General features: G+C 64.9%; 18 protein-coding genes and 2 pseudogenes. 4 read left to right on the top strand and 16 right to left on the bottom strand.

Annotated features, from left to right (window positions below; translation table 11 throughout):
- Nucleotides 1–13: 13 nt before the first annotated feature.
- From CPY97_RS04015 to CPY97_RS03995, 5 genes are all read right to left on the bottom strand, one after another.
- Complete coding sequence (locus CPY97_RS04015) at nt 14–1,024, bottom strand: GNAT family N-acetyltransferase (RefSeq protein WP_096420892.1); 1,011 nt, start codon at nt 1,022–1,024, stop codon at nt 14–16.
- The gene (locus CPY97_RS04010; protein WP_096420891.1) at nt 1,003–1,425 is read right to left on the bottom strand and encodes a type II toxin-antitoxin system VapC family toxin; all 423 of its coding nucleotides are present in this window, start codon (nt 1,423–1,425) and stop codon (nt 1,003–1,005) included. Before CPY97_RS04010 ends, CPY97_RS04015 begins: the two co-directional genes overlap by 22 nt.
- Nucleotides 1,422–1,649: a FitA-like ribbon-helix-helix domain-containing protein gene (locus CPY97_RS04005; protein WP_096420890.1), complete on the bottom strand. Its 228-nt coding sequence runs from the start codon at nt 1,647–1,649 to the stop codon at nt 1,422–1,424. Before CPY97_RS04005 ends, CPY97_RS04010 begins: the two co-directional genes overlap by 4 nt.
- 99 nt (nt 1,650–1,748) lie before the next feature.
- Nucleotides 1,749–2,972 (bottom strand): IS256 family transposase, encoded by a 1,224-nt coding sequence (locus CPY97_RS04000; RefSeq protein ID WP_096420889.1) that lies wholly within the window; start codon nt 2,970–2,972, stop codon nt 1,749–1,751.
- A gap of 408 nt (nt 2,973–3,380) precedes the next feature.
- Nucleotides 3,381–4,256: a hypothetical protein gene (locus CPY97_RS03995; protein WP_150129187.1), complete on the bottom strand. Its 876-nt coding sequence runs from the start codon at nt 4,254–4,256 to the stop codon at nt 3,381–3,383.
- Nucleotides 4,257–4,413: 157 nt separating this feature from the next.
- Here CPY97_RS03995 and CPY97_RS13865 point away from each other — a divergent pair.
- A pseudogene (locus CPY97_RS13865) lies at nt 4,414–4,563 on the top strand (hypothetical protein); the annotation flags it as partial.
- The gene (locus CPY97_RS03990) at nt 4,564–5,121 is read left to right on the top strand and encodes a hypothetical protein (protein ID WP_096420887.1); all 558 of its coding nucleotides are present in this window, start codon (nt 4,564–4,566) and stop codon (nt 5,119–5,121) included.
- Here CPY97_RS03990 and CPY97_RS13795 read toward each other — a convergent pair.
- The gene (locus CPY97_RS13795) at nt 5,106–5,237 is read right to left on the bottom strand and encodes a hypothetical protein (RefSeq protein ID WP_269457836.1); all 132 of its coding nucleotides are present in this window, start codon (nt 5,235–5,237) and stop codon (nt 5,106–5,108) included. The two genes, CPY97_RS03990 and CPY97_RS13795, sit on opposite strands and share 16 nt — an antisense overlap.
- Before the next feature lie 46 nt (nt 5,238–5,283).
- Here CPY97_RS13795 and CPY97_RS03985 point away from each other — a divergent pair, with 46 nt between their 5' ends.
- Entirely contained in the window at nt 5,284–5,688 is a 405-nt protein-coding gene (locus tag CPY97_RS03985) for a bile acid:sodium symporter (RefSeq protein WP_331716236.1), read from the top strand.
- A 407-nt stretch (nt 5,689–6,095) separates the two neighbouring features.
- Here the strand turns inward: CPY97_RS03985 and CPY97_RS03980 are convergent, their stop codons facing one another.
- Together CPY97_RS03980 and CPY97_RS03975 are read right to left on the bottom strand one after the other, a co-directional pair.
- Nucleotides 6,096–7,391 carry an acyltransferase family protein gene (locus CPY97_RS03980; protein ID WP_269457834.1) on the bottom strand — a complete coding sequence of 432 codons (1,296 nt, stop codon included), beginning with the start codon at nt 7,389–7,391 and terminating at the stop codon, nt 6,096–6,098.
- 1,032 nt (nt 7,392–8,423) lie between these two features.
- The gene (locus CPY97_RS03975) at nt 8,424–9,824 is read right to left on the bottom strand and encodes an IS1380 family transposase (RefSeq protein WP_096420760.1); all 1,401 of its coding nucleotides are present in this window, start codon (nt 9,822–9,824) and stop codon (nt 8,424–8,426) included.
- A 1,367-nt stretch (nt 9,825–11,191) separates the two neighbouring features.
- Between CPY97_RS03975 and CPY97_RS03970 the strand changes: the two are divergent.
- Nucleotides 11,192–12,491 (top strand): annotated as a pseudogene (locus CPY97_RS03970) (Y-family DNA polymerase).
- An 89-nt stretch (nt 12,492–12,580) separates the two neighbouring features.
- Here CPY97_RS03970 and CPY97_RS03965 read toward each other — a convergent pair.
- The 8 genes from CPY97_RS03965 to CPY97_RS03930 form a co-directional block, all read right to left on the bottom strand.
- A complete protein-coding gene (locus CPY97_RS03965) occupies nt 12,581–13,429 on the bottom strand; it encodes an IS3 family transposase (RefSeq protein WP_161494064.1) in 849 nt (282 codons plus the stop codon).
- A gap of 142 nt (nt 13,430–13,571) precedes the next feature.
- A complete protein-coding gene (locus CPY97_RS03960) occupies nt 13,572–14,603 on the bottom strand; it encodes an IS30 family transposase (protein ID WP_231924029.1) in 1,032 nt (343 codons plus the stop codon).
- Complete coding sequence (locus tag CPY97_RS13665) at nt 14,537–15,055, bottom strand: transposase (RefSeq protein ID WP_161494063.1); 519 nt, start codon at nt 15,053–15,055, stop codon at nt 14,537–14,539. Before CPY97_RS13665 ends, CPY97_RS03960 begins: the two co-directional genes overlap by 67 nt.
- On the bottom strand, nt 15,000–16,187 hold the full coding sequence (locus tag CPY97_RS03950; RefSeq protein ID WP_096420882.1) for an AAA family ATPase: 1,188 nt from the start codon (nt 16,185–16,187) through the stop codon (nt 15,000–15,002). The genes CPY97_RS13665 and CPY97_RS03950 overlap by 56 nt, the downstream gene beginning before the upstream one ends.
- Before the next feature lie 36 nt (nt 16,188–16,223).
- Nucleotides 16,224–19,349, bottom strand: a complete 3,126-nt coding sequence (locus CPY97_RS03945; protein ID WP_197702251.1) for a type I restriction endonuclease subunit R — start codon at nt 19,347–19,349, stop codon at nt 16,224–16,226.
- Nucleotides 19,346–19,720, bottom strand: a complete 375-nt coding sequence (locus CPY97_RS03940) for a hypothetical protein (protein ID WP_150129185.1) — start codon at nt 19,718–19,720, stop codon at nt 19,346–19,348. The genes CPY97_RS03945 and CPY97_RS03940 overlap by 4 nt, the downstream gene beginning before the upstream one ends.
- A gap of 26 nt (nt 19,721–19,746) precedes the next feature.
- Nucleotides 19,747–20,505 carry a restriction endonuclease subunit S gene (locus CPY97_RS03935; protein ID WP_096420880.1) on the bottom strand — a complete coding sequence of 253 codons (759 nt, stop codon included), beginning with the start codon at nt 20,503–20,505 and terminating at the stop codon, nt 19,747–19,749.
- Nucleotides 20,498–22,105, bottom strand: coding sequence for a type I restriction-modification system subunit M (locus CPY97_RS03930; RefSeq protein ID WP_197702250.1), 1,608 nt, complete (start codon nt 22,103–22,105; stop codon nt 20,498–20,500). The genes CPY97_RS03935 and CPY97_RS03930 overlap by 8 nt, the downstream gene beginning before the upstream one ends.
- Nucleotides 22,106–22,166: the final 61 nt, after the last annotated feature.

Here is a 22,166-nt window from a genome sequence, read left to right as displayed (position 1 = left end):
GCGGCTCCTGGGGCTAGCCGGGATGCGGCGCCACGGGTGGGGCGCGCAGGGCCCGGACGGGCTCAGCGGTGCGCGCGGCCCCGTTGTGCGGGCGCCGTCGAACCGCTGGAGGCCATTCTGCCGTAGGTCGTTCGTGGGCGCACGATTTCGGCGTGAGCGACGTTAGGGGCGGAACTCGACGATGCGGTGCCAACGCGTGACCGGCCCCAAAGCATCGAACAGTGGCGCAAAGTGGGGATCGGTCTCGTGGGCGTCGAGCAGGGTTTCGGCGAACCCCGCGCCGGCCAACAGGTTGAACGTTCGACGCGCGCAACCCTCGAGCAGTCGCGTGCCGGCCGGGGGTGTCACGCGAGACCGTCTCGCCCGCGACGACCGGCTGACCGCCATCGATGAAGACGAGCAGCACGGCGTCGATTGCGCCGGTTGCCGAAACAGCGATCGACGAGAGGTGGGGGTCGATCTCGTCCCACAGATCCTCCACCAACGCAGCCCGCGTATCCGGTTCCACCGGGTGCCAGTCAGCGTGGGTCCACTCGTACATGTCGACCCACGCCTGCTCGAGAGCGACTCGCGATACTGCGGCCGCCGATGCAATGTCGTCGGGCGGCCGCAGACGCACAGCGCGCGAAGTCTGAAACGTGTCGAGCGGGGCGCGCTGGATCGTGCGTGCGCCGAAGGTCGCGGCGAAGCCGTGCGCGGGGTCAGTCTCGGCGGCCCCCCAGATGAAGCGCTTGGGCTCGGGCTGGAGCTCGGTGAGCGCCTCGAGTAGCGCGGTTGCGATGCCTGCACGCCGATGGTCGGGCGCGACAACGAGGTCGACGCTGTATCGATCGGGATGCACCGGAGACGTCCACATTGTCGCCGCACCGATCGGCTCCCCCGCCCCGTCTTCTGCAATGAGCGTGCGGGTGTGCTCATCACGCCAGCGGTCGGGCAGCATGCGGCGCCCACGCAGCCAGTCCGGCGCGAGCGACGTGTCGTCCGTCGTAAGCGAGCGGAGAATCACGGGGTGGATGCCTCCCACGGATTGACGAAATCGACCCCCGCATCGTCGAAGTCCCTCACGTTCCGGGTCGCTAGCTGGTGAGAACCTGCCCGGCAGATCGCGGCGATCATCGTGTCCTCGACACTGACGACCCGACCGGCAGCCTCTCGCTGTGCTCGGAGCACCGCGAAGTGGTGTGCCGCCGTGACGTCGAATGCCAGAACCCGCTCGCCAGCTGCGTCAACCAATGCGTCAACAGCACCGAGAATTGCCGCCCTGCGTTGACCCTCTGGCAGACGAAAAGCGCCAAACCTGAGCTCGGCCACCGTGATTGCTGTGGTGGCAACCTCATCGGCGTGACTCGCCAACCAGCGCATCACTCCCTCGTCGGGGGACGACTTCAGCGTCTCAGAGAAAACGTTCGTGTCAACAACGATCACGGCAACTCAACCGGCCGTGGAGCAGTGCGCTCGGGCACAGTGAACTCGCCTCTCAGACTCTCCGTCGCGGCGACCCACTGGTTGACGAAATCGGGGCGCTGCACGGTTGCCTCCTCGAGGATCGCGCGCACCTCGGCCTCCATCGATCGATTGTGCGCGGCAGCACGCTGCTTGAGGCCTCGGCGAACCGGCTCGGGAAGGTTACGAATGGTGAGAGTGGCCATGACATTTCCTGCTAGCAATGCAGGCAACACTGGCCGACCGGGGTGACGTCCCTTTGAGTGGTGGAGTTTCTCAACAACGTGCGGGATCAGCTTCTGTGATTATGCCGCAGCGAGTTCGGGGATCGCGACCTCCTCTTTTTCGACGTTGAGGAGCTTCATGGAGTGCTCGCTGAAGTAACGGCGGTCGGCCCCGTCCCATTCGTCGTGTTGCTCGATGAGGACGTGTCCGGCGAGGCGCAGCAGCGCCGCCGGGTTCGGGAACGTGCCGACGACATCGGTGCGGCGCTTGATCTCCTTGTTCACCCGCTCGAGCGGGTTCGTGGACCAGATCTGCCGCCAGTGCTGCTGCGGGAATCCGCAGAACGCGAGGATGTCGTTCTTCGCCTCTTCGAGCATGTCCGCGATCTTCGGGTGCGAGCGGGTGAGCATCCGGGTGACTTCGTGGAACTGCGCGAAGACGTGCTCTGTGTCGGGTTGGGCGAAGATGGTGCGGATGATCGACGCGACCATCGGGCCGGCGGTCTTCGGGACCTGGGAGAGCACGTTCCGCATGAAATGCACCCTGCATCTCTGCCAGCCGGAGCCTTGGAACACCGTCTCAATCGCAGCGATCAGTCCGGTATGGGCGTCGCTGATGACCAGCTTGACCCCGTCGAGGCCGCGGGCCTTGAGGGAGCGGAGAAACGTCGTCCAGAACGGCTGCGACTCGGTGTCGCCGACCTCGAAGCCCAGCACTTCCCTGCGCCCGTCCGCGGCGACGCCGATGGCGACGACGACGGCTTGAGAGACGACACGCCGGCCGACCCTCGCTTTGCAGTAGGTCGCGTCGAGGAACACGTACGGGTACGTGGTGTCGGCGAGCGGGCGGTCTCGGAACGCGGCGACATCCTCGTCCAGGTTGGCGCAGATCCGCGACACCTCGGACTTGGAGATCCCGGTGTCGGCGCCGAGCGCTTTGACGAGGTCGTCGACCTTGCGAGTCGAGACACCGTGGACGTACGCCTCCATCACGACCGCAAACAGGGCTTGGTCGACCCGGCGGCGGCGTTCCAGCAGCGACGGGAAGAACGACCCCGCGCGCAGCTTCGGGATCCGCAGATCGAGATCCCCGGCCGTGGTCGAAAGGGTGCGGGGTCGGGTCCCGTTGCGGACCGCGACCCGACCCTCCGAACGTTCGTAGGGGGCAGCGCCGATGAACGCGGCAGCCTCGGCGTCGATCAGCTCCTGGTAGAGCGTCTCGGTCGCGACCCGGATCCGGTCGGTGACATCGGTGAGTTTCAGTTCCCCGAGGAGCTCGAGGAGGGCAGACTGGTTAAGAGCCATCGTGCGTTTGTGTCTTCCTGTGAGTGACTTTGATCGGTACTCACTGACCATCGCACGATGGCTCACCACGTTCTCAACGTGACACTCGAGCCGGGAAACTACACCACCACAGGGGACGCCACCCCGACCGGCGAATGGGTGAGTTCAGCACCCGCTCCCTGCTCGCGATCCCAAACCGCCCGCGCCATGCACGCGACGCACACCGAATGTTGCGGCGCACGCCCGGAGAGATGCGCAGCGAACGCCCGATGGGCCAGGCCGTGGTCGCGTCACCCTGCAGGGAACGCCAGTGCCGAGAAGCGAAGGGTTGTGTGATGTCAGATGCGGCGAAAACCGCCTGCGGAGCCTTTGATGCGGCGAAGTCGACAGCGGAACGCCACAGCCTGTCGCCGACTCAGGGTCGAACGGTCAACGTGCGGCCATGTGCGCCCGCTGCCGAGGGGTGAGTCCCCCGCCGAACGGCGCGAACAGCGCCGTCTGCTGCTCGGGGGTTGCGGTTCCGTCCAGGCATGCGGTGGCGATGTCGACTGAGTTCGGGACGGCGCGCTTGATGCGTCGTGCATCCGCGGCGGTGCCGATGATCCCTGGCACCGACAGATGAGCGCCGCTGTCGGCGGCGAGGATGTTCCAGACGTGCAACCCCGCCTGAGCTGCGGGGACGAGACCGTCTTCGACACTGTCAGCCAGGGCGCGCACGCCGCACGCGTCGGGGTCGTTGCTCTTGGCGGCGTGGCCGTCGGAGAACACAGCCCCCATCGCCTCGGTTGAGGCGAAGCGCACCTGGTGCTGGAAGCCGATGCGGGGCTTGTGGCGATGGTTCTGCCAGTTAGGGCGAATGTTCGCGGCCATTTCGTCGAGTTCGTCCGCGCCGAGATGGCGGCCGAGCTCCTGCTCGCGGTCCGCGGCGACGCGCTTCCGAATCGTCAGCGCTCGAGAGTCTCCATGGCGGATGTGGCTGTCAACCATGCGGGACACCAGGGCGCGCGAGGCGACACGGAGCAAACCGCCGGTGACGATGCCACCCTTAGCCTTCTTCGTGCGCAGCACCCAGAACACCGTCTCCTTAGCGATGTCTTCGATGTCCTGCTCGTTCAAACCCGCCCGGCTGCCGGCGATCCGAGCAAGCATGATCGCTTGGTCGAGGATTTCGCGGTCAGTCAGATCGCCGGCGGCGCGACCGTCGGCGGAGTCGAGGGTGACACCGGACTCGGCCCGGTCAGCGGCAGCGAACTGCCCACCGACGGGAAGACCCTTGGGCTGACGGGTCTGGGGGCTCGTGCTCATGTACAGGCATGTGGGCGACACCCGTGTATGACTGTCGCAGCAGCCCAGATTCGCTGACCAAGGCCGGCGCCTCGACTCGAACAGCGATCCAGGGCATCATCGGACCAAACGAGTCGAGCGCCGCGCCAAGTGCACGGAGCCGGGAAGGCGGGAGCCGATGGGGAAGCGTTCCGATCTGCGAAAGGCCAAGCGGCGTTCGTCGTCGACAGGGAAGCTCGCCAAATTGGCGGCGAGCGATCGACGCAAGGTTCGGCGCGCCGTCGCCTCGAACCCCCGCGCAGCCGAGGACACGCTTGCCCGATTGGCGATGGATGATGACTTCGGGGTCAGGACGAGGGTCGCCGGAAACCCGACAACACCCACGGACACTCTGAGACAGCTCGCCGACACAGCGGGGCCCGACGACAGGGACATCGCGGCGGCCGTTGCGGCCAATCAGAGCACGCCGGAGGAGTTGCTGATTGCGTTCTCATACTCAGAGGAACTCGAGCTCAGAAACGCGGCAGCCTCGAACCCCGCAACTCCGGCGTGGAGACTGCGAGAGCTCAGCGAGCCGGCAGACATCAACCAATTCACATGGTTGGGGCTCATTCGCAACCCGAACGCGCCCAGAGACTGGGTGTTGGACCGGGGCGATCAGGAGTACTACCAGGGCGTCGACGATGGGCCAGCTCTGCGACACCCCCAGCAGGACCCAGACCTCGTGCTTTACGCGGCCGGCATGGAGACCCTGCTCATCCAAAGGCGGATGCTCATCGACGCTTTCGCCGACACAGCGCTCGACAAGCACGTGCTGATGACCGACGTCGACACGTTCTTTGCCTGGTGCCGTGTCGTCTCCAAGCGTCGTCACGGAAACAACTGACCTTCTGCCCTCTCGAAGAACATGGCTACCTGCGCGATCGGCTTCCCGGTCTCCTCGACGATCCGGACCGCTCCCTCACGGAACTCCCGGTCGTACTGCGTTCGCTTCTCAGACATCGCTACTCCTTATAGCTGATGCCTCTACGGTCCGGGGGGAACCTCACTGGTACTGATGGGGTGCATGCCCGGCGGTACGACATCAAATCTCTACACCTACTTCGCCAAAGCGAACCTCTCCCTAAGCGTCATCGTCACGGTCATGACAACCCTCGCCGCGATCCTACTCACCCCACTGCTGCTACTCGTTTACGGCGGCGCGCTCGCCGGCGACATCGAGATCCCGCTCGGCAACGTCGTGGTCAGCCTGATCCTGCTGATCCTGCCCGTTGTGATCGGGATGGCGATGCGGCGCTGGACGGCGAACGTCGACGGCGCGCTGGAAGTGCTCGGCAGCGTTCTAGGGATGGTTTTCATCCTGTTGCTGCTGGTCACGTGGGTACCGGGCAACTGGCCACTGCTGATCGCCACACCGTGGCAGGTGTACGTCGGGGCGATCGCCCTCCCCTGATCGGGATGCTGCTCGCTTACAACTGGGGACGGCTGGGGCGGCTCTCAGCCAATCGCGAGGAACAACGCATCCCTGAGCTGCTCTGACGCGCACAACTGTTCTTCGCCGGCCACCCGCTCGACCGGGGCAGGCGGGGTGGGCGTGCTTTCCAGTCGCGCGGTTGCCCTATTGCGCCGCGAAGGCCCGCCCACCCTTTGCGAGGGTGATGAGGGACACGGAGCGGATCGTGGACATCACGACCGCCCACAAGGCGACCTTGGCGTCTATGGCGCGCGGAAGATCCACGCGGAGCTGAATCGTCAGGGCGTCCCGGTCGCCCGCTGCACTCGCCGCGGCTGCTCACCTACGACGCGGAGGAGAACCGGCCCATGCTCGATTAGCGAAGCGCTGGGATACGAGCCGATCGGCTACGAGGGAGCCCGGAAGAAGGTGCTCGGCGTCTTCAACCCGATCGAGCTCCGGAGCAGTGGTACCGCGATCGCGTAGGAAAGCGCTCCGAGAAGAGCCCACCACAGATCCAGGCCAAACCACATGACGCCGAACGGCGGTATGAATACCAGCACCCACGCAGCGGCCACGATGGCCTTGGCCGGAGCAGGCGGAAGCGGTCCGATCACCTCCCAGCGTGCGAGGAGGAGCGTCACGACGTAGAGAACTGCCAACACCACCGCCAACACCGGCAGCCGCGACCACCACCACGCCGCCGTTTCAGGGTTCGGAGACAGACCCGGCAGCGCCAGCTCGATGCCCTTGACGAAGAGGATAACCGGCAGGTGCCACAGGTAAATCGTCATCAGACGCGAGCCGGTGAACAGGACAAAGGCGCGGACGCTGCGGGTTTCCATGAGACGGGTGAGGGGGCGGCGCAGAAGTCGCAGGAGGCACGCCTGGGCGAGTCCCAGCAGGACGAGCGGTAGCGTCGCGGGATTGAGATTGTAGAGCATGTTGTTGTTGTACGGGCCCCACGCCGTCAATGCCCCGAGTGCCAGATAGCACCCCGCGACAATCGCAACCAGGGCGAGCGGAGTGCGACGATCGAACCAGCCGTCGGCGTACCAGAAGCCGATTTGCTGCACCAGTATCCAGACGAAGGCCAGGTTCAGCAGACCGATGTCCCGCTCCCCCGTCGTGAAACGGGCAACGTCGACCGCGACGACGAGCGCCGCCAGCACCGCGATCGTGGTCCGGGGGACGCTTGTATGGAGCCGCATCATGCTCGGGACCGCGGTCTGGCAGAGCAGGTATGCGGCGAGGAACCAGAGCGGCGATCCGGCTCCCACGGCCGCATCGGCCACGAGCGCAGTCGGAACGGGCAGGAACGACACCACCGTCAGGACCACGGCGAAGAAGAGGAAAAGGGGTAGCGAGGGCTGGGTGAGCCGTAGTACACGGGCCCGGATGAACCCGTTTGGTGTCGTTCCCCTGAGTTGTGCGGAGCGCCATCCGAGCGCTGCGGCGAATCCGCCGACGACGAAGAAGAGTGGCATTATCTGTCCCACCCACGACGCCGCGGCGAACCACGGCTGGCGCTCGAGTGGAAAGGACGCGACGAGTCGTCCATCGGGCGTCGTCCCGATACCCGTCTGCAGGAGGTGCATGACGAGCACGACCATCACGCATGCTACCCGAGCGAGATCCAGCGTGAGATCTCGGGTGGGTGGAATCGACGTTCCTAATGCCGAGGGTTTGCGCGTCGTGCCCACCGGCTCTCCTAGTCCGTCCCTCGGCCCACCGCCTTGGCGTCTGAGAGTATCTCGCGGTCAGCGAGACAGCCATGGCTCCCGGCGGATTCTCAGGCGCCAGCCGATGTACCAGAGGGCGCCGAGAAGGATGACAACTATCCCAGGGAGAAGAGCGGCTGGCCGGTCGTGCTCCGGAGGGGTGAAGATGCGTTCCCACAGAAGTGAGCGGAAAACCCAGCAGGCCTCATGCATTCTGTCCTTGCCTGTGGCGAGGTGGACGTCAGCGGTGTGTCAGGCAACGACCCGCTCATTCACCATCAGCTCCTCTCTAGGCGCGCCGTTGGGCGCCGCAGTTGCTCGACCTGGTCGTTGGTGTCGCTGGTGTCTGTTTCGAGGATGGAGGCGATGCGTTCCCGCTCGGCGGGCGTCCAGGTTGTGCGGCCACGCATCCGCTCGCCAAAGGTGACGGGGTTCAGCTGCAGCGGGTCCCAAGCCTCTTGAGGGTGGTGATACTCGGTGCGCCGGCGCCGTCGGTGATGGACTCTCTAATGCGGTAGGGGAAAGATGCGGTCGGGCCCGTGTGCCGAGGCGCGGTGCGCGGTGACCGACCGGCGCGGCCTCGGGTCCCAGAGCGCGCGCTCGATGTACGCGTCGATCGCCCTCTCATCGAACAGCACTGTGCGCCCGCGAAGGCGACCGGGTCGGGAAACCCAGCAGGCCCCGGCAACTTATCGCCGATCGTTGCTGCGGTACACGTACACCGTGTTCAGGGAGACACCCATCTTCTCGGCGATCTGCCATCCCAGTTTGGCGCTAGGGGGTCCGTTCACGTCGGCGCTAACAGTGCTCAGCAGTCGCCGCGTTGTCAGGCAATCTGGGCTGTGGGATCCTCTCGTGCCCAGCCGGACCTTAACCTCGATCCACCGATGAGACTTGGGTGGGCCGGGTCGGTGTGATCGGCGTGTGGTGAAGTGTCGAGGGCAGGGCTGAGTTCCGGGCGTCGCGTCCCGGTCGTCCACTGGCTCCTCGGTCGTGCCGCGGTAGCGGCGGTGGTCAGGGGGTCGCGGCGGGTGGGGGCGCGTGCGTGATCGTGAACAGTCGGTGGAAGGCGTTCTGCCAGGGCCAGGCCTCGGGCAGGTGCAGCGTGATCCGGCGTGCGGAGCGCGCCAGCCGTGCCGGGACGTGGATGAGGGTGCGGCGGATCGTCGCGGTCGTCGCTCTGGCAAGGCGTCCCGCGTGGTCGGCGATCACGCCGGCGGTGCGGGTGAGGTTGAACGCGATGACGGCGAGGACGAGCCAGGCGCTGTTCGCGGCGAATGCCCCTGACGGCAGGTGCGCGAGCGGGCCGTTCTTGAGATCGGCGTGGACTTGCTCGATGATCGCGTGACCGCGGTGGGTCTTGTCCGCGGCCACGGTGTCCATGTCGTCCTTGTCGGTAGTGGCGAAGAACGCGTGGTGCCGAAAGGTGTCGAACAGCGTCGGCGCGTCGATGTTCTTCGGGTTGAGGTCGGGGATGCGCCGGACGATCAACCTGCCGGCGATCTGCTTGGACTTCTTCCTGGACCGGAACGCGGTGAACGGGATCTCTGCGACTTCCGCTTTGGAGATCCATTGCCCGGTGGTCTCGTCGCGGATCGCGTCGGTGTATTCGATTGTGGTCCACGCATCCTCGCTGATCGTGGTGATCGCGGCCTTCACTGCGGGGTCCATCCGGACGGTGACCGACACGTCTGCGCCAGCTTTGAGCGCGGTGCCAACAGTCGCGTATCCGTAGAACGCGGAGTCCGCGCGCAGCAACGGGCGCTCCCCGGCGCGGGCGCGGCGCAGGGTCGCGAGGGCATCGCCGACGATCCTCGCCGCGCCCTTCGGGGAGCCAGTCTTCCCCTGCCGCAGCCGCTGGCTGAGGATCACCGGAGCGGACGCGCTCGTGGAGGCCGTGGCGAGGAGGGCATTCAGTCCGCGGACTCCGGAGTATCCGAACCCGGCGCCCTGCTTCTGATACCCGTGGACCTCGATGATGGTGTCGTCCAGATCGACCATCACCCGCTCACCAACGCGGGTCTGCAGGAGCGGAGCCTGAGAGGTCAGGCCCTGCAGGACCCGGGAGGCGACGGCGTCGAGCTGGCGGACGTGCCCGAACCGGAACTCCCGAAGGAACGACCCCAGCGTCGACGGGGCATAGGTTCGGTCGAACAGCCGCCCCATCCCGCCGTGGCGGAGCAGGTTCATATCGTCGATCGAGTCCGCGCCGGCGAGCATCCCCGCGACCAGCGCGGAGACTTTCGCGCCCGCATTGGCACCCTTGTCCGTCGGGACGCTCAACCGCCCCTGAGCGAGCTCCGCCAGCCCAGCCGACTGCGCGAGCCGAAGCATCGGAACCAGGCCCGCAGCCGACACGAGATTCGGATCATCGAAGACCACGGACACCGCGGTGGGGGCGTGCTTGAATTGCATCTACGAGATGCCTCTCCGACTAGACGAACAGAACCCTAAGCAAGCTCTATTCTTCCCGGTCAGAGGGGCATTTCTATGTCACGACGCCGCTCAACACCCCGACTCATCGGTGGATCGAGGCTTAACGCCGAACGAGATGGTACGGGCGTACCGGCGGGTCGCTCCGGAGATTCACGTGCCGTTCGGCGTAGACGAAGTTCATCGGTCTGCTGCCGGGCAAGACCTGCACGCTGCAGGACTAAGGCATCAATTTCGCCAGCCGGGTCTACAAGTCCCGCCGGCTCACCGAGTTGCGCGCCGCCGGTGTGAGGGGAGAAGGCGCCACACGGCCATGCCAGATCCGGTACGACCCGCTGAATTCGTTGTACATCTGGGTCGCGAGGGCAACGAGTTCGTGCCCTTCCGCCGCCGCTCGCGACCTGCTCGACGAACCGATGGTTGTGGAACTGTGGGCAGCGGTGCACACCACCGATCAGGAAACCGACGGCCGATCGTCACGCGCATCAGCTGTCCGCCGCCGGTGATTCTGTCGTCAGTGCCGTTGATCTTGTGGGGCGTGATCGCGACAATCCGGGGCAGCGGTTTCGAGAGGCGCGCTCATGCCGCCGCGCTCTTTGTCATTGAATCTGTAGTTCGACGGAGCAGCGTGCTCCACAACGAACGCGTTAGGTCGCGGCAGGATGGACAGATGAGGGTCGACCATAAGGATGCCTCGGCATCCTTCGTCGTAACCGGCGCGAGCGGCGGCATTGGTCAGGTCATCTCGAAACACCTATCCGCGGTCGGTCACGTAGTGAACCTGGACCCGACGCCTGCCCACAACACGGATGCTCGAGTGCATTGCCTCGAAGTTGACGCAGGTGATCCACCGCAGCGGTCGCGGCCGCTGAACCCGCCGAGGAGCATGCCCCCTTGGTCGGCTGGGTGAACAACGCGGCACGGTTTCAGGACGCGGCCACAAGATCGGAGATTCGCCAGTTCCTGCCTTCGGACAGCGCGGCTGCGGCTATGGCGACGAGGCAATCCTCTTGCCGACACCTCATCTAGCGGCACAGATCTTGACGATGTGATCAACGTCCTGCGCATCATCTGGCGTACGAGCGCTCGACCCGACAGCCCAGCCATCGACACCACTTCGAGGGGTGAGGCGAAACGATGATCGACGTCATTGATCCTGCGGCGCTCACCCTGCCTCCGACTATCCAAGTGAGCATCAACATCGCGGCGCCCCTTGCTGCGAATGAGACAACATCGCCCGCGCCGCGTAGGCCTGTTGGCCATGAGGAATAGCCCCGCGGGCGCAAGCGAGCGAGCCCACCGCGTTCCGCGTGTCATTGATTGCGCACTTTGCAATTGCGAACATCGCAATGTACCGGCACGGTGAGGAGGTAGCCGTGCTGGCGCACGTCGACGTCAACAGCGCACACGTGTCCTTCGAGCGCGTCTTCCGGCCAGATCTGGAAGCGGTCCCGACCGTGGTGCTGAGCAACAACGACGGGATGGTCGTCGCCGCCAGCCGCGAAGCGAAGGCACTGGGCTTGGATCTCGGGAAGCCCTGGTTCGAGCTGCGCCCTCACGCCGACCGCCTGGGAGTGCGGGCACTGAGCTCGAATTATGAGCTCTACGGCGACATGTCCAGACGCACTATGGACGTCCTGGCTCGCTTCACCCCGGACCTCGAGATCTACTCGATCGACGAAGCATTCCTCAAGATCTCGCCGAAGATAGCACGGGATCCCGCCGCGATGACAGACCTCGGCCGAGACATCCGATCGACGCTGCGACGGCTCATCGGTGTGCCAGTGTACGTCGGGATCGCGGAGACGCGCACGTTGGCCAAGCTCAGCAACCGCGCCGCGAAGAAGTTAGATGTGTTCACCGGGGTCTGCGTGTGGCCAGCGACACGGCCACAGAGGCGACACCGGCTGATGTCGTCCCTGCCCGTGTCCGAGTCTGGGGTATCGCCTCTCGCCTCGAGCGGCGCCTGGTGGCGATTGGAATCTCGACGATCGCGGATCTCGCCGCAGCCGATCCAGTCCGAATCCGCAAGGCATTCAACGTCGTGGTGATGCGCACGGCACTGGAACTGCGCGGAGTGCCGAGCATCGTCGCCGAGGAGGACCGCACCGGGCGCAAAGAGCAGCTGATCGTCAGCCGCTCGTTCTCCGAGAAAGTCACCACAAGAGACGGCATACGACAGGCCCTGTCGATCAATACCCAGCAGGGAGCAACTCGACTGGTCAAGCACCACCAGGTGGCAAAGCTGATGACGGTGTTCGCCGGCACGTCCCACTACTCCGAACAGCGATCCTCTCCGTCCGTGCTCGTCAAGCTCCCCTTCCCCACAGCGGATCCCGTCGAGCTCACCCGCGCTGCCCACCGACTGCTGCCGCTGATCGAGAACGGCATCCGGTACGCCCGAGCCGGCATCATGCTCACCGACCTTCGCCCCGCCGACGCACATCAGCCCTCGAGCTGTTCCGCCATGCGCATGAAGAGGCCGGCGTCGCGGAGCTGATCGACGAGGTGCAGCGCAAGGAAGGCCGCGAGCTCCTGGGGCTTGGATATGGAGGATTCCGCCCGGGACCGTCATGGCAGATGAAGCGCTCGATGCTGACTCCGCGTGCGACGACCCATTGGGACGAGCTGGCCACAGTGAAGGCCTAGAGTTCGCGCTGCGGGCGGGGATCGACAGCCGGACCACAGCGGGGTATCGTGGTGAAGGGCGTGAGGAACGAACTGGTGACAGTTTCGGTTTAGGCCGCGAGTGTGAGCGGCTCGGTTAGCTTGGCTTCGAACTCGATGGGCGTCAACCCGCCGAGGGTGTCCTGGGCTCGCTGGCGGTGATACTTCCGCTCGATCCAGACGACGATGGCGAGGCGAAGCTCCTGCCGCGTCGCCCACCGCTGCTGGTTGAGGACGTTCGTCTGCAACAGTGACCAGAAGCTCTCCATCGCCGCGTTGTCCCCGGCCGCGCCGACGCGCCCCATCGATCCGACCATGTCGTGACGGCGCAGCTCGCGGGCCATCGCCCTGCTCCGGAACTGAGCTCCGGCGTCGCTGTGATCCACCAGCCCGTCGCCCACACGATGCCCGGCACGGTCGCGTCGCCACAACGCCATCCGCAACGCGGTGGTCACCAACGGCGTTGCCTTCGTTGTCGCTGCATGCCAGCCGACGATCGCGCGGGAGAAGCAGTCGATGACGAACGCGACATAACCAAACCCTGCCCAGGTGCGCACGTAGGTGAAATCGGCCACCCACCGCGTGTTCGGGGCGGCGGCGGTGAAGTCACGATCCAGCAGGTCCGGGGCGCGAGTTGCTGCGGGATCCGGCACGGTGGTCCGCGCACCCTTGCCGCGCACGAGGCCGTTGATGCCCAGCTGGCGCATCAGCCGATCGACGCGGCTGCTGGAAACAGTCATACCGTGCCGGCGCAGCAGCGCGGTCATCTTCCGGCGCCCATAGAGCGACTCAGGTGTTGGCTCACCCTTGTCGCCTACGCGGGCGACGCGGATCGCCTCGATGAGGTGGGCGTCGTCGATATCTCGCTGACTGGGCTGGGCGCGCGTCCAGCCCCGATAGGTGCGCTCGGCGACCGGCACGCCCTGCTCACGCAGAACCGTGCAGATCAACCCGACCGAGCGGCCAAGAGCGCGCTACTCCTCGGGGAAGGCGAGGATCAGCGGCGTCGGGGGTCGATTTCCCCGGCGAAGAAAACCGCGGCATCACGCAGGATCGGCGGATTCAACCGGTGGTCGCAACGAGTTCTGTGAACTTCTCCGATGGTGTCAGATAGCCGAGCGTTTTGCGTGGTCGTCCGTTGAGCGAGTCCTGGATCGCGGTCAGCTCAGCGCGGGTGACGATGCTCAGATCGGTGCTCTTCGGCAGGTACTGGCGTAGCAGTCCGTTGGTGTTCTCGTTGCTTCCGCGCTGCCACGGGGAGTGCGGGTCGCAGAAGTAGATCGGGATGCCGGTCGCTGTCGTGAACTCGGAATGCTTGGCCATCTCGGCGCCCTGATCCCAGGTGATCGTCCGCGCCAGCGACGCCGGCAACGCGGTGATCGCCTCGCGCATTGCGGCCTCCACCTTGTCGGCGCTCTTCCCGTCGGGCAGGTGCAGCAGAAGTGTGAGGCGGGTGCTGCGTTCAACGAGGGTTCCCACGGCGCTGCGACTGTTCTCACCGAGGATCAAGTCGCCTTCCCAATGCCCCGGCACGGCGCGGTCTTCGACCTCCGCGGGGCGCTCGCTGATCATCACCATCCCTGGCAGCCGGCCTCGCCGGTCCGTCGCGGTCCGCGACTTCCGTGCCGCACGCCCTGACCGCAGGCAGCGGGCAAGCTCGCGGCGCAACTGCCCGCGTCCCTGCACGAACAGGGACTGGTAGATCGTCTCGTGACTCACGTGCATCTCCGGGTCGTCGGGATGCTCCAACCGTAGGCGGGCGGCGATCTCCTGCGGAGACCACAGTTGCTCCAGCTGCGTCGCGACAACCTCGAGCAGCCGTCCACCGTCAAGCTTGAACGGCTTCGGTCGGCGGGCCTGCTCTCGCGCGTCCTCATGCGCCCGCCACGCCGAGTACCCCTCCCGCCCGCCGCCGCGCTTGACCTCGCGGCTGACCGTCGACACCGCCCGTCCCAGGGCGAGCGCGATCGCGGTCAACGTGTCACCGCGCGCGAGACCAACCAGGATCTCCTCACGATCGAAGACCGTCAGATGCCCCTCGCGCGGCTCCCAGCCGAACGGCTTCCCGTCGAGGTGACGCCCTTCCCGCGCCATGCGGCCGACCATCGGGGCCGTGCAGCCGATCTCGCGGGCGATATCGATGAGCCGCCACCCCTTCGAGTGGAGACGGAGCGCGAGCTGCTTCTGCTCACGACTGAGATGACCATGCTTGCCCTGCAACGAATGCCTCCCGAGATCAGCGTCTGCTTCATCTCACAGCACTCATTGCGCTGACCGGTTGAATCCGCCATCGCATTCGCTTCACGCAACTCACGATTCTCCCGTTCCAGCTTCCGAATGCGCTCCAGATCGTTCGTGGTCAGGCCGTCGCGCGCACCGGCGTCGACCTGCGCCTGGCGCACCCAACGACGAAGCGACTCGGCACCGAAACCGAGCCGGGAAGCGACCGTCTGACAGGCGGTGGTGAGGTTCGGATACTCATCGAGATGATCAAGCACCAGCCGCATCGCGCGCTGCCGGGTCTCCTTCGGGATCTTCCTGGGCATGATCAACATTGTCCTTCCAGACTCGAAAGGAAACGGCATCAAACCGGGGACGGTTCAGACCGCCCGTTCGATCGTCCTCGGTCAATACGACCAATTCCGTGGCGCCTGCCTTCAGCCGGTCACCCGCATCCAGGGCGCCAAGTTCCAGAAGAGCGGCCACTTGGTCAAAATCTCCAGACCGCAACGTCCCACCGCTGAACCAGAGGAGATTCGCTCCAAGACTCCCCGTCTCATCGATGATGTGTCGGCTGTGGGAGGACATGACCACCTGGAAGTCCCTATCTTCCGCTTCGGAGGCAATCAGGCGCATCAATTTTCGCTGATTATCGGGGTGTAGGTGCGAGTCGGGCTCGTCGAGGATCAAGAGTTTGGGCTTGTACACGCTGATGTACGAAAGGACCTGTATGGCCTGCAGAACTCCAGTGCCCGCGGCATCAATCGGAAGAGTGAGACCTTCGCGCGTGATCGTCGCGTTGATGTGCTCGTCGGTCTGCTCGTTGAACTCCACGTCGATCTGGATGTCGTGAAACACCCTCCTGAGCGAGTCAGAGAATTCTTTCCAGCCAGGTGGATCCTGACGCAGTGTCCACAAGACATTTCGAAAGACTGAGTTGGCGTCCCCTCTCGCCGCGGCGCGCCTCACCAAACCAGGAGACTTGAACTCTTCGTACGCGGGCATACCTGCCAACCCCGGCGACACAACACTGAAGGGTGTTTCCACGAGCGACAACTGCTCGCCAAGCTCTCTGCCTGCAATTTTGACGGCGATGTTGCGATTCTTTCCGCGCTTCACAGTCACAGCCGCCTTTGTCCCGCCGTCTGCGAAGAACGACACAGCGATCGCGCTACTGTCACCTTGGCGTAAAGCTCCTCCAGCGGCCAGCGCCTGCACGTCCCGGAGCGGCGTATAGATCAGCTGCTGAGTTGCCAAACTGCCGGCAAGAACATCAGACCTCCAAGACGCAGAACCATCAAGCTTCAGGCTCTGAGCCACGGAGACCGCGAATTGCATCGCTTGGAGGACGCTGGACTTGCCGGCGTTATTGGGCCCGACCAGGACGTTTACACGGGCCAAATCGATGGTCGAGTCTGAAATTGACTTGAACCGCTCGATTCGAATTCGCTCAAGCATGTTGGTTCCTCTCCATGGGTCTTGTCTGTTGAATCCTTATGCTGCAGCGACGGCTTCGGCCTGCTGAAGGACGAGAGCGGTGGCACCCTCGGCCTGGTCCGGCGGATACCCGTATTTGCGCAACAGTCGCTTGATGGTCGCGCGGAGCTTGGCTCGCACCTGCTCTTTCACCGCCCAGTCGGTCTTTGCGTCGCGGCGGACGATTTCGACGAGGTCGTGAGCGATCGCTTTGAGGGTGTCGTCGCCGAGCTCGATCACGGCGGAGTCGTTGGTACGGATGGCGTCGTAAAACGCGAGCTCGTCAGTCGTGAGCCCGAGCTTCTCAGCCCGGTTCGCTTCAGCGGTCATTTGCCGCGCGAGGTCGGCCAAGGCTGCGATGACCTGAGCTGAGTCGAGCGTGCGGTTCTGATATCGCAACAGCGACTCGGAGAGCATCTCGCTGAACTGTTTGCTGGCGACGATGTTGCGCTTGCTGATGCGGGTGATCTCTTGGCTGAGAAGGCGGCGCAGCATCTCCAGTTGCAGATTCTTGCGGTCGGACGTCTTGAACCGTTCGATGAACTCGTCATCGATCAGCGAGAGGTCAGGCTTTGAGAGGCCGGCTTCTGCGTAGATGTCGATGACGCCGACGCCGGTCATCGCGTCGGACACGATCTGTCTGATGGCCGTGTCGAGCTCGGCGTCGGGGTTCTCGCGGCGGTCGCCGCCTTCCATCTTAGAAATCTGCCCGCGGACGGCTTCGAAGAAGGCGGCGTCGCCCTTGAGTTGTTCGGCTTCGGGGGTGCCGGCGCAGATTGTGTAGAGGCGGACGAACTTGCTGGCCTGGGTGAGGAAGCGGTGCTTCAGGCACAGCGCCTCGCCAGTGCAGTCGCCGTCGACGTGCGCCTTGAGGAGGAATTCGATCGTGCCGGTGAGGGTGTCGATGAACGCTTTCGGGCCGCCGGCGGCGAGGCCTTCGCGCCATTTGTAGTCGTGGAGGATCGTGTCGACCACATGGTGGGTCGACAGCATCCCCGGCACGGCTTCAGCGCGGACGTCTTGGCCGAGTTCTTGATTTTCCTGGTCGCGCTGCGTGTATTCGGACAAGGCCGACTTCAGATCCTCTGCGATGCCGAGGTAGTCGACGACAAGACCGGCAGGCTTGTCGCGGAAGGTCCGATTCACACGAGCGATGGCCTGCATGAGGTTCGCACCCCGCATCGGCTTGTCGACATACATCGTGTGCATCGACGGAGAATCAAACCCGGTCAGCCACATGTCCCGAACGATCACCAGCTCGAGCTCGTCGTTCGAGTCCTTCGCGCGCGCCTTCAACGCCCGCAATGCTTCTTTCGAGCGGATGTGAGGCTGCAAGGTCTGGTCATCGGCAGCGGACCCCGTGATGACGACCTTGATCCGGCCCGTCGCGTCGTCATCGGTAACCCAGTCAGGGCGGAGCTTCGCGATCGCGTCATACAGGGACGCGGCAATGCGACGCGACATCGTGACGACCATCGCCTTACCCACTTGAGCTTCGCGGCGCTGTTCCCAGTGCTGCACCAGATCCGCGGCAAGCTCGGCCATCCGTTTGTCGGAACCGACGATCGCTTCGACCTTCGCCCACTTCGACTTCAACCGCTCCCGCGCATCCTCCTCCGACATCGACGTCGCATCCCGGAAGGCGCTGTCGATCTCCCCCATCGCCTGAGCGGGAAGCTCGACGCGGGCGAGGCGCGGTTCGTAGAAGACCTTCACGGTGGCGCCGTCTTCGACTGCTTGGGTGAGGTCATAGGTGTCGATGTAGTCGCCAAACACGTTCTTGGTCGACTTGTCACTCGACTCAATCGGCGTGCCGGTGAACCCAATGAACGTGGCGTTCGGAAGGCCGTCGCGCAGGTGGCGGGCGAAGCCATCGATGAAGTCGTAGTTCGAGCGGTGCGCCTCATCGACGATCACCACGATGTTCGACCGATCCGACAAGAGCGGGAACGACGTACCGGCGTCCTTCTCCTCGCGGGAGATGCCAAACTTCTGGATCGTAGAGAAGATGATGCCGCCCGAGGCCCGCCCGCTGAGCAGCGTCTTGAGCTCCGCGCGCGATCCCGCCTGGACGGGCTTTTCGGGCAGGGGCGCGCCGGGGAGGGCTGCGGCGAAGGTGTCGTCGAACAGTTGGTCGTCGAGGTCGTTGCGGTCGGTCAGCACGACGACGGTGGGGTTCTCCATCGCCGGGTGCCGCATGACCTTGCCCGCGTACCAGAGCATCTCGTAGCTCTTGCCTGAGCCCTGCGTGTGCCACACGACACCGGCACGGCCGTCGCCCTCCACAGCTTCGACGGTCGCGAACACGGCCTTGTTGACCGCCCAGAACTGGTGATACTTCGCCCCGAACCGCACAAACGACCCGGCGTCGCCGAGGAACACGGTGAACGTCGACACCAGGTCGAGCAGACGCGCCGGCTGCAGCATGCCCTGCACGAGCACCTGGTACTCGGGCAGGAACGCGGGCGCCAACTCGCCCTCGATCGTCTTCCACGGCGCGTAGTGCTCCCACGCCGCGGTGAACGCCCCCGCCCGTGCCTGCACGCCGTCACTGATGACGGCGAACTGCACGAACGCGAAGAGATCCGGGATGTCGTTCACATAGGTCTTCACCTGGTTGAACGCACCCTTGAGGCTCGACCCCTGATTGCCCGCCCGCTTCAGCTCGATCAGCACGAGCGGCAGACCGTTGACGAACAGCACCACGTCGGGCCGCCGCTTCGCGCCACTCGCCGACACGATGCTGAACTGGTTGACGGCGACGAGGTCGTTGGTGGCAGCATCCGCCCAGTCGATGAGGCGCGCGCGCACGGTGCGCGGGTTTCCCTCGGCGTCGCGCGTCTCGGCCGGAACCCCCTGCGTGAGCAGCTGGTACTCCCGCCAGTTCTCGCTCATCACCACCTGTGACTCGGGCCGCACCACGGTCTTCACGACTTCGTCGACCTCGTCAGCGTCGAGCTGCGGGTTCAGCCGAGCAACGGCCGCGCGCAGACGCGGGGCCAACACGACCTCGCGGTAATCACCGCGTTCCGGATGCTCCGACTCCGGGTCGATCTCCGGCCCGTGCTGCACCGCCCACCCCGCAGACCGCAGCTCGTTGAGCACCAGCTCTTCGAAGTCCGCCTCGGTCGGGATTCCGCTCACGCCGCGACCCCCTCCGGCCGCGCCCGCACGGCACCCGACATCAACAGCGGGAGCAGCTCGTCGCGCGTGCGGCGAAGCTGCTCATTCTCCGCGCTCAAGGAAACATTCCAAAGTCGAAGAGGCTCAGCTACAGCGTCGAATTCAGACACTGCCGTGTCGGATGGGATCAGGACACTGGTTTCCTCGAGATCACGTTTGTTCAGGTGGATCACGGTAGTGCCCGTCTTGTGACCTTCGATATACGCGAGTGGCGCCTTCAAGGCTTCCAAGACGAAGGCGTTGCTGGCCCCTGGAGCCGTTACCCGGCAAACACGCTGGTTGAGTAGCGACGTGGGCCCGACCCACTGCGAAGCGCGGAACTCGGCGTCCATGCCGAACAAGATGTCCCCTGGGGCGATCACAACGTCGTTCGGAAGTCGCTCAGTTGTCCAGGTGTCGGAACTCGCCGTTTTGAGGTCGCGGATTCGGATGAGGGGCAGCCCCACTCCCGGTTTGGTGAAGTAACTACCCTTGAAGGCACCACCAAACTCGACCTTGAAGACATCGAGGAACGGAAGTACCCGGGGCACCCCCGGGCCAGGGCCCGCTGGTACAACTCAGCAACAAGGTGACCGAGTCGTTCAATTTGTTGTTCGTTCGTGTCGATGAGGTCGTCGAGCGCGCACAGAACCTCCGCGATGCGCCGCTGCTCGTCGAGACTCGGCAATCTCACCGGAAACCCGAGGAAGTCCTCGCGGGGCAAGCCGAGGTTCGTGGTTCCTGTCGCGTGAGCCCGGCAGTACTGGCGGTACCCGGGCGTGCGAAGAAGCCAATACAAGTAGTCCCGGTCCACACGATCGCTCACGACATCGAGCCGCACGGTGTCCTGCGTCAGCCGGCCGGGCCGTTCGTCGAGGGGCAACCGGGCAACGCTCCCGAGCAAGTCGGCGGCCTGTGTCACGTCCTTCAGTGACGCGAAGAGTTCCCCCGGCTTTACGAGAAGCGACTCGGGCGATTCTCCCCCGTACGTCTTGAGCGAGTCGCTCCGGAAACCCCCGTTGCGGGCGATCGAGGCCAACCCAAGCAAGTACGGGCCGGGTTGACCGAGAAGCGCGCCCTTGTAGGTGGTTCCTCGTCGAATCGAGATCAGCTCACCCAAGGGCACCGTCTCAGCCATGCTCAACCTCAAGCGAGTCCATCACGCTCAAGATCCGATCCTGCAACTCCGCCCGACGCTCAAACCCCGTCCGCACCTCGGCCTTGAGGCGTGCGATCTTCTCGTCGAGCGGCTCGTCATCCGCTTCGGCTGCTTCGCTGCCCACGTAGCGGCCGGGGGTGAGCACGTGGCTGTGTTCCGCGATCTGGTCGAGGGTGACGCTCGCGCAAAAGCCCGGAACATCCTCGTACGGCTGCTCCCCCGGCTCGCCCCGCCAAGCGTGATACGTGTCGGCGATGCGAGCAATGTCGGCCTCGGTCAGCTCTTTGTTCGTGCGCGAGACCATCGAGCCGAGCATCCGAGCGTCAATGAACAGCACCTCGCCGGCGCGACTGCGCTGCGAACGCTCGGTCGAGACCTGCTTGCCGCTCTTGTCTTTCGTCAGGAACCACAGGCACACCGGAATCTGCGTGGTGAAGAACAGCTGCCCCGGCAGCGACACGATGCACTCCACCAAGTCGGCCTCGACCAGCGCGCGGCGAATGTCGCCCTCGCCGCCCGACTGGCTCGACAGCGAGCCGTTCGCCAGCACCGTGGCCATCGTGCCGGTCGGGGCGAGGTGGTGCAGCATGTGTTGCACCCAGGCGAAGTTGGCGTTGTTCGCGGGAGGCATGCCGTACTTCCAGCGAGCATCCCCCGCCAACCGATCGGCACCCCAGCCCTTGATGTTGAACGGCGGGTTCGCGATGACGAAGTCGGCCCGCAGATCAGGGTGCTGATCGTTGGTGAACGAGTCACCCCACTGCGGGCCGAGGTTCGCTTCGATGCCGCGCAGTGCCAGGTTCATCTTCGCCAGGCGCCACGTGGTGGGGTTCTGCTCTTGCCCGAAGACGCTGATGTCGTTGCGCTGCCCGTTATGAGCCTTCACGAACCGGTCGGCCTGCACGAACATGCCGCCCGAGCCGCACGCGGGGTCGTACACGCGGCCGCGGAACGGCTCGAGCATGTCAACCATGAGCTTGACGACACTGCGCGGAGTAAAGAACTCGCCGCCGAGCTTGCCTTCGGCGCTGGCGAACTTGCTCAGCATGTACTCAAACACACGACCGAGCACATCGAGGCTCTCGTGCTCTTCGGCGGCCAGGTTCTCGTTGGAGAACAAGTCGATCAGGCCGCCGAGAGTCTGCGGCGTGAGCTCCCGGCGGGAGTAGTTCTTGGGCAGCACGCCCTTGAGGGTTGGGTTCTCGCGCTCGATTGCCTCCATGGCGTCGTCGATGCGGCGGCCGATGTCGGCCTGCTTCGCGGCCTTGCGGAGGTCGTCCCAGCGGTGCCCTTCGGGCATCCAGAAGACACCGTCGCCGGTGTATTCGTCGCGGTCCTCGAGCATCGCGTCGCGGGCGGCGTCGGTCGGGGTGAAGTAGTCGCTCGACTCGTCGCGGGACAACTCGTCGAGCTTGAGGCGTTGCCGTTCGAAAACGTCGGAGACGTACTTGAGGAAGATCAGGCCGAGTACGACGTGCTTGTACTCGGCGGCGTCCATGCTCGACCGGAGCTGATTGGCCGAGGCCCAGAGCGCGTCTTCGAGACTCGCTGCTGCGGTCTTGGTCGTCTTGACAGCCACGTGAACTCCCGATCTGAGCCGGGGTGCAGGCAGACATCAGTGTCGCTCGCCCGGCCGCTAC

This window comes from Microcella alkaliphila, assembly GCF_002355395.1.
Lineage (GTDB): Bacteria > Actinomycetota > Actinomycetes > Actinomycetales > Microbacteriaceae > Microcella > Microcella alkaliphila_A.
This window is presented reverse-complemented; position numbering and strand designations above follow the sequence as displayed.